The organism is Streptomyces coerulescens, assembly GCF_042657965.1.
Lineage (GTDB): Bacteria > Actinomycetota > Actinomycetes > Streptomycetales > Streptomycetaceae > Streptomyces > Streptomyces coerulescens.
Genome location: NZ_JBHSKM010000004.1, coordinates 258053 through 272250 on the forward strand (window position 1 = coordinate 258053; position 14198 = coordinate 272250).

A 14198-nucleotide genomic window follows, 5' to 3' on the forward strand; every position below is an offset into this window, starting at 1 on the left:
TTATGCATGGCGCACAGACTACGCACCGTCAAAGTCCTCCTAGCCCCGAACTTCACCCCAAATCAGGCAACTCGCTCCACATGAATCGTTGATGTGATCCCGTTCACCGTTCCCCCACTTGTCGCGTGCGGAAGGCCGTTCTATCGTCTTGATGTATCGAGTCGATACATCAGCGCGAGATACGACGAGGAGGCGAGGGGTGAGCCGACGTTCCGGGATCCTCGAGTTCGCCGTACTCGGACTGCTGCGCGAGTCCCCGATGCACGGCTATGAGCTGCGCAAACGACTCAATACGTCGCTGGGCGTGTTCCGTGCGTTCAGCTACGGCACGCTCTATCCCTGCCTCAAGACGCTGGTCGCCAACGGCTGGTTGATCGAGGAACCGGGGAACACCACCGAGGACGCGCTCGCCGCACCCCTCGCGGGCCGTCGCGCCAAGATCGTCTATCGATTGACGGCGGAAGGTAAGGAGCACTTCGAGGAGCTGCTCTCCCAGACCGGACCCGATGCGTACGAGGACGAGCATTTCGCTGCCCGATTCGCTTTCTTCGGACGTACACCCCAGGACGTGCGCATGCGCGTGCTGGAGGGCCGTCGCAGTCGGCTGGAGGAGCGCCTGGAGAAGATGAGCGCCTCTCTGGCGCGCACCCGGGAGCGCCTCGACGACTACACGCTTGAGCTTCAGCGCCACGGGATGGAGTCCGTGGAGCGCGAGGTGCGCTGGCTGAACGAGCTCATCGAGAGCGAGCGGGCCGGACGGGACCTGAGGGGTTCCGCCTCCGGGGGGCCCGACTCGCAGGACAACACCACTGGAGCGCCGGGCGGCCTGCCCCGGCCGGGGGACGACCCCCGGCCGGATACGCCCGGCGACACCGCCACGTGAGTTCCACTCAGGAACTCACTCGTACACACAGGGAGCAACCGGAATGGGTTCGGTTCGCGTAGCCATCGTCGGCGTGGGCAACTGTGCCGCGTCGCTGGTTCAGGGAGTCGAGTACTACAAGGACGCCGACCCGGCGTCGAAGGTCCCCGGCCTCATGCACGTGCAGTTCGGCGACTACCACGTCAAGGACGTCGAGTTCGTCGCCGCGTTCGATGTCGACGCGAAGAAGGTCGGCCTCGACCTCGCGGACGCCATCGGCGCGAGCGAGAACAACACGATCAAGATCTGCGACGTGCCCCGTTCCGGCGTGACCGTCCAGCGCGGTCACACCCTCGACGGTCTCGGCAAGTACTACCGAGAGACCATCGAGGAGTCCGCCGAGGCCCCGGTCGACGTCGTCCAGGTCCTCAAGGACAAGCAGGTCGACGTCCTCGTCTGCTACCTGCCCGTCGGTTCCGAGGACGCGGCGAAGTTCTATGCCCAGTGCGCCATCGACGCCAAGGTCGCCTTCGTCAACGCGCTGCCGGTCTTCATCGCCGGTACGAAGGAATGGGCGGACAAGTTCACCGAGGCGGGCGTCCCGATCGTCGGCGACGACATCAAGTCCCAGGTCGGCGCGACCATCACGCACCGCGTGATGGCGAAGCTCTTCGAGGACCGCGGTGTCGTCCTGGACCGCACGATGCAGCTGAACGTCGGCGGCAACATGGACTTCAAGAACATGCTCGAGCGTGACCGCCTCGAGTCCAAGAAGATCTCCAAGACGCAGGCCGTCACCTCGCAGATCCCCGACCGGGAGCTCGGCGAGAAGAACGTCCACATCGGCCCGTCCGACTACGTGGCCTGGCTCGACGACCGCAAGTGGGCCTACGTCCGCCTCGAGGGCCGTGCCTTCGGCGACGTCCCGCTGAACCTGGAGTACAAGCTCGAGGTCTGGGACTCCCCGAACTCCGCCGGCGTCATCATCGACGCCCTGCGCGCCGCGAAGATCGCCAAGGACCGGGGCATCGGCGGCCCGATCCTGTCGGCGTCCAGCTACTTCATGAAGTCCCCGCCGGTCCAGTACTTCGACGACGAGGCCCGCGAGAACGTCGAGAAGTTCATCAAGGGCGAGGTCGAGCGCTAAGCAGACGGCGCTGCATCGAAACGCTCCTGCCAGGGCTGTGGAGGGTCCCCGGGTTGTACCGCCCGGGGACCCTCCCGTATGTGAGGCTGTGCCCCATGTCCGTCGTACGCGACCTGCGGGTCCTGCTGCGTTTCCGGGACTTCCGGCGCCTGCTCTCCGTACGCCTGCTCTCCCAGGGCGCCGACGGCGTCTACCAGACCGCGCTCGCCACCTACGTCGTCTTCTCCCCGGAGAAGCAGACCTCGGCCACCGCGATCGCCTCCGCCATGGCGGTGCTGCTCCTGCCGTACTCCCTGGTGGGCCCCTTCTCGGGCGTTCTGCTTGACCGCTGGCGCCGCCGCCAGGTCCTGCTGTACGGCAGCCTGCTGCGCACCCTGCTCGCCTCGGCGACCGCCGCCCTGATCGTCACCGAGGTCCCGGACTGGCTGTTCTACGCCTCCGCCCTGTGCGTCACCGCCGTCAACCGCTTCGTTCTGTCCGGCCTGTCCGCCGCGCTGCCACGTGTGGTCGACGGAGAGCGGCTCGTCATCGCCAACTCGCTCTCCCCGACCGCCGGAACGCTCGCCGCGACTGCGGGAGCCGGCCTGGCCTTCGTCGTACGGCTGGTGGTCTGGGACTCCGATGCCGCCGTGGTGCTGCTGGGAGCCGCGCTGTATCTGTGCGCCGGGCTGGCCGCACTGCGTATGGCGCCGGAACTGCTCGGCCCCGATCGCGAGTTGGTGCAGCCAGATCTCGGGGCAGCGCTCTCCGGCACCGCCCGCGACCTGGCGGCAGGCGTACGCCATCTCTCCGCTCCGCCGCGCCGCGAGGCCGCCTGGGCGCTCTTCACGATGACGCTGATGCGCTTCTGCTACGGCGCTCTGCTCGTCATGCTGCTGATGCTGTGCCGGTACGCCTTCTCCTCCAACGCCGATGACGGACTCGCCCTGCTGGGGCTGGCGTTGGCCCTCTCCGGCGCCGGCTTCTTCGCGGCGGCCGTGGTGACCCCCTGGGCCGCCGCGCGGCTCGGCCCCGGCCGCTGGATCGCCGTATGCGCGGGCATCGCCGCCGTCCTGGTGACCGCCCTCGGCCTGCCCTTCGCCGCAACTCCCATGCTGGTGGCGGCCTTCGTGCTCGGCCTGACGACACAGGGCGCGAAGATCTCGACGGACACGATCGTGCAGTCCTCGGTCGAGGACGGCTTCCGGGGCCGAACCTTTTCCGTCTATGACGTGCTGTTCAACGTCGCCTTCGTGGGAGCGGCCGGAGTGGCGGCTCTGATGCTTCCGCCGGACGGCCGTTCAGCCCCCCTCATTGTCACAGTCGCCGTTATCTACGCGGCAGTTGCTGCGGCTATGGCCCGCTTTGAGCATCGGTCTGTGTCACATCAATGACACAGAGGCACTCCCGAGTACAGAGTTGTCAGCGGGGCCCGGTAGCTTACGTCCGTCTTACATCGCGCCATTGTTCGCGATCACGCACCCATGTTCTAGGGGGACCCCCAAGTGACAACGCCGCCGCAGGGCAATCCATTCGCTCAGGGCCAGAACCCGTACGCCCAGGGTCAGCCGCCGCAGGGCCAGGCCCCGTACCCGCAGCAGCCGGGTCAGCCGGGGTTCCCTCAGCAGGGGGCGCCGTACGCGCCGGTTCCGCCGCAGCCCGAGCGCAAGTGGACCTTCAAGAAGATCAAGAACATCGTCGTGGCCGTGGTCGTCGCCGGTGTGGTCATCGGCGGCTTCATAGCCAGCCGGGACGACGCCAACACGGCGGAGGTTGGCGACTGCATGAGCATCGGCAACCCGAACAGCGTCACCGACCCCGACCTCGAGGTCGTGGAATGCGGCGACTCCAAGGCCGCGTACAAGGTCGCCGACAAGAAGGACGGCAGCGGCGGCGGATGCGACCGCACGAAGTACGCCGAGTACACGCAGAGTGGTGACGGAGACAACTTCACCCTGTGCCTCGAGGAACTCGCGTCCTCCAAGTAAGTCTTTTCCCAGACGCCGAGGGGCGATGTTTCACGTGAAACATCGCCCCTCGGCGTATCCGGGTGCGGCATGTTTCACGTGAAACATGCCGCACTTCCCAGGGCTCAGCTCTGCTCGGCCCACCACTCCTTGAGCGCCGCCACCGCATCGTCATGCCCCATCGGCCCATGCTCCAGCCGAAGCTCCAGCATGTGCTTGTACGCGCTGCCGATCACCGGCCCCGGCCCGACGCCGAGGATCTCCATGATCTGGTTGCCGTCGAGGTCGGGGCGGATGGAATCGAGTTCCTCCTGCTCCTGCAGTTGAGCGATCCGCTCCTCCAGGCCGTCGTAGGCGCGGGACAGAGCCGCCGCCTTGCGCTTGTTACGCGTCGTGCAGTCCGAGCGTGTCAGCTTGTGCAGACGGTCCAGGAGCGGGCCGGCGTCGCGGACGTAGCGTCGCACGGCGGAGTCCGTCCATTCCCCGGTGCCATAGCCGTGGAAGCGCAGGTGGAGTTCGACCAGACGTGAGACGTCCTTCACCAGCTCGTTGGAGTACTTGAGCGCCGTCATGCGCTTCTTCGTCATCTTCGCGCCGACCACCTCATGGTGATGGAACGAGACCCGGCCGTCCTTCTCGAAGCGACGCGTGCGCGGCTTGCCGATGTCGTGCAGCAGAGCGGACAGCCGGAGGGCCAGGTCGGGACCGTTCTCCTCCAGCGCCATCGCCTGCTCCAGGACGATCAGCGTGTGCTCGTACACGTCCTTGTGACGGTGATGCTCGTCGCTCTCGAGCCGCAGCGCCGGCAGCTCGGGCAGCACATGGTCGGCGAGACCGGTGTCGACCAGCAACGTCAGACCCTTGCGCGGGTGGGCGGAGAGAATCAGCTTGTTCAGCTCGTCCCGAACCCGCTCGGCCGAGACGATCTCGATCCGCTCGGCCATCTCCTTCATGGCCGTCACCACCTCGGGGGCCACGTCGAAGTCGAGCTGGGCCGCGAAGCGCGCCGCACGCATCATGCGCAGCGGGTCGTCGGAGAAGGACGCCTCCGGCGTACCCGGGGTGCGCAGCACACGCGCCGCGAGGTCCTCCAGCCCACCGTGCGGGTCGACGAACTGCTTCTCCGGCAGGGCGACCGCCATCGCGTTGACCGTGAAGTCACGCCGGACGAGGTCCTCCTCGATCGAGTCGCCGTACGACACCTCGGGCTTGCGTGAAGTCCGGTCGTACGCCTCCGAGCGGTAGGTCGTCACCTCGATCTGAAAGCGTCGATCAGCGTCTCCGACGCGGGCATCCTTCTGTGCACCGACCGTGCCGAAGGCGATCCCCACCTCCCACACCGCGTCCGCCCAGGGGCGCACGATCTTCAGCACGTCCTGGGGACGAGCGTCGGTGGTGAAGTCCAGATCGTTGCCGAGCCGACCGAGGAGCGCGTCCCGGACCGATCCGCCGACCAGCGCGAGTGAGAACCCGGCGTCCTTGAAACGGCGGGCGAGGTCGTCGGCGACAGGCGCGACCCGCAGCAGTTCACTCACCGCGCGGTGCTGCACCTGACTCAGGGCACTGGACTTGTCTTCGTTGGCGTTCGGCACAACAGAAGAGGGTACGTGGCCCGGGCATGCGCGGGCGCCTCCATTAAACGTGCACTCGGCGCACACAGGCGCCTCCGCCGAGGCGACCGAGGGGCTGCCGGTCACTACCTTTACGACTTGGTGACGGCCCTCCCCTTATAAATGCACATACGGGACAGGCCGGCTCCTCGGGCCGATCTTGGGGGGCAGTCCGCGGCACTTCCCCTCAGCGCGCATCGTTACCATGCGTGGACGCACATTCCGACGACCACTGACGACGACGAGGGACGGGCGAGCGCGTGGCCGAGGCGGCAGACTTCCTGGGGATGAGTCCCTCACCTGCCCGCCGCTGGGTGCGGCGCACCGGAGCACTGTTCGCCGGGGCGCCACTTCTGGCCGGCCTGCTCCAGCTGCCCGCCGCGGCGCCCTCACACGCGGTCGGACAGGACTCCCTGAAGGCCGCTTCCGGCTCGAACACCGTCGACGTCGCTGTGGACTCGCTCACTCCGACGGTGCCCGGTGAGGACGACACCGTCACCGTGTCCGGCACGGTGACCAACAAGGGCAAGCAGCCCGTCACCGACGCGCAGGTGGACCTGCGGCTCGGGGGCCTCCTGAACACCCGCTCGGACGTCGACACGGTCGTCGGGCGCACCGACTACCAGCAGGGGCTCGACGGATCCCCGGTGGGCGGGAAGTACGTCAAGGAGTTCGCGAAGCTCACCCCGGGGGTCTCCCAGAACTTCAGCATCTCGGTGCCGGTCGACAAGCTCGACCTCGGCGGCGACGGGGTCTACCAGTTCTCCGTTTCCCTGTCCGGTGAGACGGCGGCGCGGCCCTGGAACCAGGTGCTGGGCATCGAGCGGACGTTCCTGCCGTGGCAGCCGGACGGAGCGGACACCAAGACGAAGACGACGGTTCTGTGGCCGCTCATCTCCACGTCCCACATGACGGCACAGACGGGATCCGACGAGTCCCAGACGCCCGTCTTCCGCGACGACGACCTCGCCAAGGAGATCTCCCCCGGTGGGCGCCTCCAGCAGATGGTGTCGCTCGGCAAGGAACTCGACGTCACCTGGGTGATCGATCCCGACCTGCTGGCTTCCGTGGACGCGATGACGGAGAGCTACCGCGTCCAGGGCGACGGCGACACGACGACGGCGGGCACCCACCAGGGTGTCGCCAACCAGTGGCTGTCCGAGCTCCAGGAGGCGGTGCAGGACAAGGAGGTCGTCGCCCTGCCCTTCGCCGACCCGGACCTGGCCTCCCTCGCGCACAACGGCACGAACGTCACCGGCTCCCTGAGCCACCTCAAGGAGGCCACCGACGTCGCAGCCGACACCGTCGAATCGGTGCTCCATGTGGAACCGACGACCGACTTCGCCTGGCCTGTGAACGGCGCCGTCGATCCGTCCATCGTCAAGGTCGCCACCTCCGCCGGCGCGGACAAGGTGATCGCCCGCAGCGACAGCCTCATCGAGACGGGCGGCCTGCCCTACACGCCCTCCGCGGCCCGCCCCATCGGCGGCGGCACGACGGCGGTCGTCGCGGACGCACGCATGTCGACGGTGTTCCAGGGCAACCTGACCAGAGCCTCCAGCTCCACGCTGGCCGTCCAGAGGTTCCTCGCACAGAGCCTGGCCCTGAACCTCCAGTCGGACAAGCAGCGCAGCATCGTCTTCGCCCCCCAGCGGATGCCGACGGCGAGCCAGGCCCAGGCGATGGCCGCGGCGGTGACCGCGCTCCAGGGCGGGTCCTGGTCCCAGTCCCAGGAGCTCACGGCCGCGGCCACGGCCAAGCCGGACTCCGGCGCCACCACGAAGGTGCCGCCGGCCTCCAGGTACCCCTCCTCGCTGCGCAAGCAGGAGCTGCCGCGCGCCGCCTTCGAGCAGATCGCGACGACGCAGAACAAGCTCGACAACTTCAAGGTCATCCTCAGCGACCCGTCCCGCGTCGTGACCCCCTTCGGCCGGGCCATGAACCGCGAGATGTCCACCTCCTGGCGCGGCCGCTCTGCGGAGGCGGCCGACTCCCGCAACGCCATCGAGGCGTACATCAACTCCCTGGCCGATCAGGTCACCCTGATCGAGAAGTCCGAGATCAAGCTCTCGGGACGCAGCGCCACGATCCCCGTGACCGTGCAGAACAACCTGGTCCAGGGCGTGGAGCACCTGGTGCTGCGGCTCACCTCCACGAGCCCGAGGCGTCTGGAGATCGGCAGCGACGCCTACGACGAGCAGGACGTCTCGGTCTCCGGCGGACACAGCCAGACGGTGAAGTTCACCACCTCGGCCCAGGCCAACGGCCAGGCCAGGGTGATCGCCCAGCTGTACACGGAGGACGGCCAGGCGTACGGTCTGCCCGTCACCTTCGAGGTGAAGGTCACCGAGTTCACAGCCACCGTGATGCTGGTCATCGGCGGCGGCTTCCTGTTGCTGGTCCTCGCCGGGTTCCGGATGTACACGCAGCGCAAGCGCGCCGCGGCCCGTGACGCGGAGGAGGACGGCCCGCAGGAGACGGGCGCGGACGACGATCCGGAGAACCCGGAAACCCCCGCGGACCGTCTCACACCCGAGGACGTTCTCAAGGAGGAGTCCCGCACCGGTGACGGGGAAGGCGCCCCGGAGCAGCCGAGTGACCCGACACCGGACACCGCAGCGGAAAGCGCCGACCCGTCCGGCACGGGTGAGAGAGTGGACCGTTGAGCGATGTCGTGGCCGGTGGGCCCGGGACGATGAGGTGGGGTAGCCATGAACGCGCCGTACGACGGTGACCGCGGCCAGGCTGCGGGCAGCTCGGGGCACCCCGAGGGCCCGCCGCCCGAGCCCGGCCAGGTGCCGCCGCAGCAGCCCGCGGACATGTACCTCCAGGACGCCTACGACCAGGACCCCTACCGGGGCCAGGAGCTCTCCGCCCAGGACCCGGTCGCCGAGGCGCTGTACGACCGTGCCGCGCACCCGCCGCCCCCGCCGGGCACATACCCGCCCCAGCAGCCCCTCTATTCCCAGCCGCCCCAGTCGCCCTACGCCCCCGACCCGCACGTGTGGGCCCAGACCCCGGCGCCGGAGCCGGAGGGCCCGACCCAGTACCTGCCGTACGGTGACGACCCCCGGACGACCCAGTACGTGGGCGTCGACGACCTCGTCTCACACTCCGGCGGGGAACAGCAGGAGCACGACGCCTTCGCGCACCTCTTCCGCGACCAGCAGCAGGGCGGCCACCCGCAGTACCAGGCACAGCCCACGGTCCCGGCACCTTCTCCCGCCCCCGCCGCGGTCCCTGCGCCCCCCGCGGGCGCCGAGACGGCCCCTCCTACGCCCGCACCTGCGCCCGCGCCCACCGGGAAGAAGGCCGGCCGGGCCGGAGGTCTGCTGAAGTCGAGCGCCGTGATGGCGGCGGGGACGATGGTCTCCCGGCTCACCGGCTTCGTCCGGTCCATGCTGATCGTCTCGGCACTGGGCCTCGGCCTGCTCGGCGACTCCTTCCAGGTCGCCTACCAGCTGCCGACGATGATCTACATCCTGACCGTCGGCGGCGGCCTCAACTCCGTCTTCGTGCCGCAGCTCGTGCGCGCCATGAAGGACGACGAGGACGGCGGCGAGGCCTACGCGAACCGTCTGCTGACGCTGGTGATGGTGGCGCTCGCCGCCCTGACCGCGCTCGCGATGTACGCCGCGCCGATGCTCGTCAGCGCGCTGTCCACCAAGGTCGCCAACGACCCCGCCGCCAACGACGTCGCGGTCACCTTCACCCGCTACTTCCTGCCCTCGATCTTCTTCATGGGCGTCCATGTGGTGATGGGCCAGATCCTCAACGCGCGCGGCCGCTTCGGCGCGATGATGTGGACCCCGGTCCTGAACAACATCGTCATCATCGTGACGCTCGGCATGTTCCTGTGGGTGTACGGCACCGCCGAGCACTCCGGCATGGCGGTCACGAACATCCCGGCGGAGGGCCAGCGGCTCCTCGGCATCGGCGTCCTGCTCGGACTGGTCGTCCAGGCGCTGGCGATGATCCCGTATCTGCGCGAGACCGGCTTCCGGCTGCGGCTGCGCTTCGACTGGCGGGGCCACGGCCTCGGCAAAGCGGCCGTGCTCGCCAAGTGGACCATCCTGTTCGTCCTGGCCAACCAGGCGGGCGCGCTCGTGGTCACCCAGCTCTCCACGGCCGCCGGCATCGCCTCCGACGAAGACGGCACCGGCTTCGCCGCCTACGCCAACGCCCAGCTGATCTGGGGCCTGCCGCAGGCCATCATCACCGTGTCCCTGATGGCGGCCCTGCTGCCGCGCATCTCGCGCTCGGCCGCCGAGGACGACCCTGGCGCCGTCCGGGACGACATCTCCCAGGGCCTGCGGACGACAGCCGTGGCGATCGTGCCGCTCGCCTTCGGATTCGTGTCGCTCGGCATCCCGATGTGCACCCTGATGTTCGGCTCCTCGGGCACGAGCGAGGCCACCAACATGGGCTTCATGCTGATGGCCTTCGGCCTCGGCCTGATCCCCTACTCGGTGCAGTACGTCGTACTGCGCGCCTTCTACGCCTACGAGGACACCCGCACCCCCTTCTACAACACGGTCATCGTGGCCGCGGGCAACGCGGGGGCGTCGGTGCTCTGCTATCTCGTGCTGCCGGCCCGCTGGGCCGTGGTCGGCATGGCCGCCTCGTACGGCCTGGCCTACGCGATCGGCGTCGGTGTCGCCTGGAGCCGGCTGCGCAAGCGGCTCGGCGGCGACCTCGACGGCACCCGGGTGATGCGGACGTACACCAGGCTGTGCATCGCCTCGGTACCCGCGGCGCTGCTGAGCGGCGCGGCCTGCTACGGAGTCACCCGGACGCTCGGCCAGGGCGCGCTGGGTTCCTTCGCCGCTCTCCTGGCCGGTGGAGCGGTACTGCTCGGAGTCTTCTTCGTCGCTGCGCGCAGGATGCGGATCGACGAGCTCAACTCACTGGTCGGCATGGTTCGCGGGCGTCTGGGTCGCTGAACCGGGGTACGCGCACAACCATCGTCCGCCATCGTGTGTCGTGCATAGCGGCGGACTGTGGGCACAATTGGTTTCGGCGTCGGACGGCGCGCACGAGGTCCAACGGCGCGCAATGGATGGGGAGGCAGGAACGACGGTGGCGGAACGGAGCACGGCTGCCGTCGACGTGGCAGACAACAGCGGCGACGAGCCGCTGACCGCCCAGGCGGACCAGTCCACGGCCGACGGGGTGGCCAAGAATCGGGAGCGGGACACGGACATCGACGAGGCACAGGGGAGTGGCGGGACCGAGGGTCCCGGGAAGGTCTCACCGCCCGAACTGCACAGCGGCCACAAACTCGCCAGACGGTACCGCCTCGAGGAGTGCGTCACCCGTCTGGACGGTTTCAGCAGCTGGCGTGCGGTCGACGAGAAACTCCGTCGCGCCGTCGGCGTGCACATCCTGCCCGCGGACCACGCACGGGCGCGTTCCGTTCTGGCCGCGGCCCGCTCCTCCGCGTTGCTCGGTGATCCGCGCTTCGTCCAGGTGCTCGACGCCGTGGAGGAGAACGACCTCGTCTACGTCGTCCACGAATGGCTCCCTGACGCCACGGAATTGACGACCCTTCTCGCCTCCGGTCCGCTGGAGGTGTACGACGCCTACCAGATGGTCACCCAGGTGTCCGCGGCCATGGCCGCCGCCCACCGCGAGGGTCTCGCCCATCTGCGGCTCAACCCGAATGCCGTGCTGCGCACCTCCACCGGCCAGTGGCGCATCCGCGGCCTCGCCGTGAACGCCGCGCTTCGGGGCATCAGCTCCGACACCCCGCAGCGCACCGACACGGAGGCCATCGGCGCCCTGCTGTACGCCGCGCTCGCCCAGCGCTGGCCGTACGAGAGCGACGCCTACGGCCTGTCCGGGCTGCCCAAGGACGTCGGGCTGATCGCGCCCGACCAGGTGCGTGCCGGTGTCCACCGTGGGCTGTCCGAGCTCGCCATGCGGGCGCTGGCCAACGACGGTGCGACCGCCTCCCGCCACGAGTCCGCGTGCACCACGCCGGAGGAACTGGTGAAGGCGATCGGCGAGATGCCCCGCATCCGCCCGCCGGAGCCCTCGTTCACGGCCCCGCCGGACTATCAGCGCACGACGTACCAGCAGGGCACCTACGGCCGCCAAACGCGTCCCGGCGCCACCCAGCAGATGCCGGCTCCGCCGCCCCCGCTGCAGAGCCGCACCGGCAAGGCCCTGAAGTGGGCCGTCTCGGCCCTCCTCATCGCAGCTCTGGGCCTGGGCAGCTGGCAGTTGGCGGACGCGCTGATGGATCAGGGCGGCAAGTCCGAGGACTCCAACCAGACGCAGACGACGGACGACGGCGACAAGGGCAGCGACGCGAACAAGCCGGCCAAGCCGGTCAAGGTCGAGGGAGCTCAGGAGTACGTCGTGAGCGGCGATGCCCAGGCGCCGGGCGACGTCGACAACACCTACGACGGTGACAGTTCGACCTACTGGCGCACCAAGCGCTACAACGCCGGCCCGACACTCGCCCCGTACAAGCCGGGCGTGGGCATCGTCTACGAACTCGGCTCGTCCGAGAAGATCTCCACCGCGTCGATAGGGCTCAAGTACGCCGGGGATCGCACGACCGTCGTCCTGTACGCCACCGACTCGTTGTCCCCCTCGACAGGGATCGACGGGATGACGCAGATCGGAACCGCCACGACGGACGGTACCTCTCTCACCGTGAAAGCCTCGAAGGCGGTGAAGACGCAGTACGTACTTCTGTGGATCACAGCCGTGCCGAACGCTCCTTCGGACGGCTACAGCAGTGCCGGTTACAAGCAGGCCGTCACCGACGTGAAGTTCACCGGCTGACGACTGACCGCAGGCGAAGGGAGGGGGGTCCGATGGCCGATGGCAGCGCATACGGTGACGCAAGCGATCAGGACCTCCTCGCCCTGCATGTAGAGGGAGACCCCGACGCCTTCGGGGAGATCGTGCGGCGTCACCGCGACCGCCTCTGGGCCGTGGCGCTGCGGACGCTGGGTGACCGCGAGGAGGCCGCTGACGCCGTCCAGGACGCCCTCGTCTCCGCCTACCGGGCCGCCCACACCTTCAGGGGCCAGTCGGCCGTCACCACGTGGCTGCACCGCATCACGGTGAACGCCTGCCTGGACCGCGCCCGCAAGGCGGCCTCCCGGAAGACGTCCCCGGTCGACGACACAGAGCGCCTGGAGCAGCTCCTGGAGCCGCACGAATCCGCCTCGGCTCCCGCGGAGCGCAACGATCTGCACCGCCAGCTACTGGAAGCGCTCGGCACGCTCCCGCCCGACCAGCGGGCGGCCCTCGTCCTGGTCGACATGCAGGGCTACCCCGTCGCCGAGGCCGCTCGGGTTCTCGACGTCCCGACGGGCACGATCAAGAGTCGGTGTGCACGGGGCAGAGCCAGACTTCTGCCTCTCCTCACCCATCTGCGGCCGGAAAGCGCCGGTGGCGGCAAGGATCCCGACGAGAGGCGGAACCGGACGCACGGGACATCCGTCCCACCGGCAGCGGGTCCGAAGGCGAGTAGGTCACAGGACACGGATCCGCGCGATACAGGGCCGAGTGATTCAGCCGCAGTGAAGGGCGGAGGTGGGCGAGCGTGACATCCACGACAGACATGGCCGGGCACCCGGACGTCGCCGAGATCTCCGACCTCACCGAGGGCCTCCTCCCTCCGTCCAGGACCGCCGATCTACGCCGGCACCTGGACGAGTGCGAGCTGTGCGCGGACGTCCACGCCTCGCTGGAAGAGATCCGGGGACTGCTCGGCACGCTGCCCGGCCCGGCACGGATGCCCTCGGATGTCGCGGAGCGCATCGACGCCGCGCTCGCCGCGGAGGCCCTGCTGAACGCGACGACGCCGCATGAGGCCGACGCGCCTGCGCCCGCCGGCGGCCCCCGTGCGGTCTCCGCTGCCGACGGCGGCAGGTCCACTGAGGACGACGGCACGCATGTTTCACGTGAAACATCGGCAGCAGCGGATCGCCCGGCAGGCCACGCCCGCTCCTCCACCACCGGCCCCGGCCGCAAGGACCGCAAGAGGACGGGACGCCGCAAGGTCGCCGTCCTGAGTGCCGCGTTCACGGCCGCCGCCCTGGGCCTCGGCACCGTACTGCTGACCTCACTGATGGGTGGCGGAGGATCCGGTCCCACGGCCGAGGGCGGGCAGACCGCCGCCGACACCTTCTCGGCGGCGAAACTGGAGAAGCAGGTCGACCACCTCCTCGCCACGAGCGGCAACAACATCGGCAAGTCCCGCGGCCCGGACGAGAGCATGGGCGTGAGGGGCGGGCCCGACACCGAGAGCCCGAAGATCCTGCGGGAGATCACCGTGCCCGAGTGCATCCAGAAGGGCATCGGTCGCGATGACCCGGCGCTCGCCGCACAGGAGGGCACCTTCCAGGGCAAGGACGTTCTGCTCGTCGTCCTCACCGATGCCTCTGACACCAGCAAGGTCACCGCTTATCTCGTCGACGCGAACTGTGTGACACACCCGTCGACCACCAGTGCCAAGGTTCTCCTGACGGAGTCCTACGCGCGTCCCTGAGAGGCCGGCGGTTCGTCTTCGTCAAGCGTGGCAACCCCTACGGTGAGGCCTCACCGTGTGCCCGGACACAGTGGGAATGCGCGCCCCTTAGGATCCGTTGGGTGGGGTGAGAGTTCTGAAA

Annotated in this window: 10 protein-coding genes; 9 read left to right on the plus strand and 1 reads right to left on the minus strand. The window is 68.9% G+C overall.

The features are described from left to right. The first annotated feature begins 199 nt into the window (after window positions 1–199). The 4 genes from ACFPQ9_RS09585 (at window position 200) to ACFPQ9_RS09600 (ending at window position 3976) form a co-directional block, all read left to right on the plus strand. Entirely contained in the window at window positions 200–883 is a 684-nt protein-coding gene (locus ACFPQ9_RS09585) for a PadR family transcriptional regulator (RefSeq protein ID WP_330355165.1), read from the plus strand. 43 nt (window positions 884–926) lie between these two features. Next, the gene (locus ACFPQ9_RS09590) at window positions 927–2009 is read left to right on the plus strand and encodes an inositol-3-phosphate synthase (RefSeq protein WP_380849737.1); all 1083 of its coding nucleotides are present in this window, start codon (window positions 927–929) and stop codon (window positions 2007–2009) included. A gap of 95 nt (window positions 2010–2104) precedes the next feature. After that, window positions 2105–3382, plus strand: a complete 1278-nt coding sequence (locus ACFPQ9_RS09595) for an MFS transporter (protein WP_380849740.1) — start codon at window positions 2105–2107, stop codon at window positions 3380–3382. 111 nt (window positions 3383–3493) lie between these two features. Beyond that, complete coding sequence (locus tag ACFPQ9_RS09600) at window positions 3494–3976, plus strand: LppU/SCO3897 family protein (protein ID WP_380849743.1); 483 nt, start codon at window positions 3494–3496, stop codon at window positions 3974–3976. A gap of 104 nt (window positions 3977–4080) precedes the next feature. Here ACFPQ9_RS09600 and ACFPQ9_RS09605 read toward each other — a convergent pair whose 3' ends face one another. Further along, complete coding sequence (locus tag ACFPQ9_RS09605) at window positions 4081–5547, minus strand: CCA tRNA nucleotidyltransferase (RefSeq protein ID WP_380849746.1); 1467 nt, start codon at window positions 5545–5547, stop codon at window positions 4081–4083. A gap of 278 nt (window positions 5548–5825) precedes the next feature. On the opposite strand from ACFPQ9_RS09605, the gene ACFPQ9_RS09610 reads away from it, so the two are divergent. From ACFPQ9_RS09610 to ACFPQ9_RS09630, 5 genes are all read left to right on the plus strand, one after another. Then, entirely contained in the window at window positions 5826–8231 is a 2406-nt protein-coding gene (locus tag ACFPQ9_RS09610; protein WP_380849749.1) for a DUF6049 family protein, read from the plus strand. Between the two features lie 45 nt (window positions 8232–8276). Continuing rightward, window positions 8277–10508 (plus strand): murein biosynthesis integral membrane protein MurJ, encoded by a 2232-nt coding sequence (gene murJ, locus ACFPQ9_RS09615; RefSeq protein WP_380849752.1) that lies wholly within the window; start codon window positions 8277–8279, stop codon window positions 10506–10508. 136 nt (window positions 10509–10644) lie between these two features. Further along, entirely contained in the window at window positions 10645–12360 is a 1716-nt protein-coding gene (locus ACFPQ9_RS09620) for a protein kinase family protein (RefSeq protein WP_380849755.1), read from the plus strand. A gap of 32 nt (window positions 12361–12392) precedes the next feature. Continuing rightward, complete coding sequence (gene sigM, locus ACFPQ9_RS09625) at window positions 12393–13133, plus strand: RNA polymerase sigma factor SigM (RefSeq protein WP_380849758.1); 741 nt, start codon at window positions 12393–12395, stop codon at window positions 13131–13133. After that, window positions 13130–14077 (plus strand): anti-sigma factor family protein, encoded by a 948-nt coding sequence (locus tag ACFPQ9_RS09630; RefSeq protein ID WP_380849761.1) that lies wholly within the window; start codon window positions 13130–13132, stop codon window positions 14075–14077. The genes sigM and ACFPQ9_RS09630 overlap by 4 nt, the downstream gene beginning before the upstream one ends. Window positions 14078–14198 lie beyond the last annotated feature (121 nt).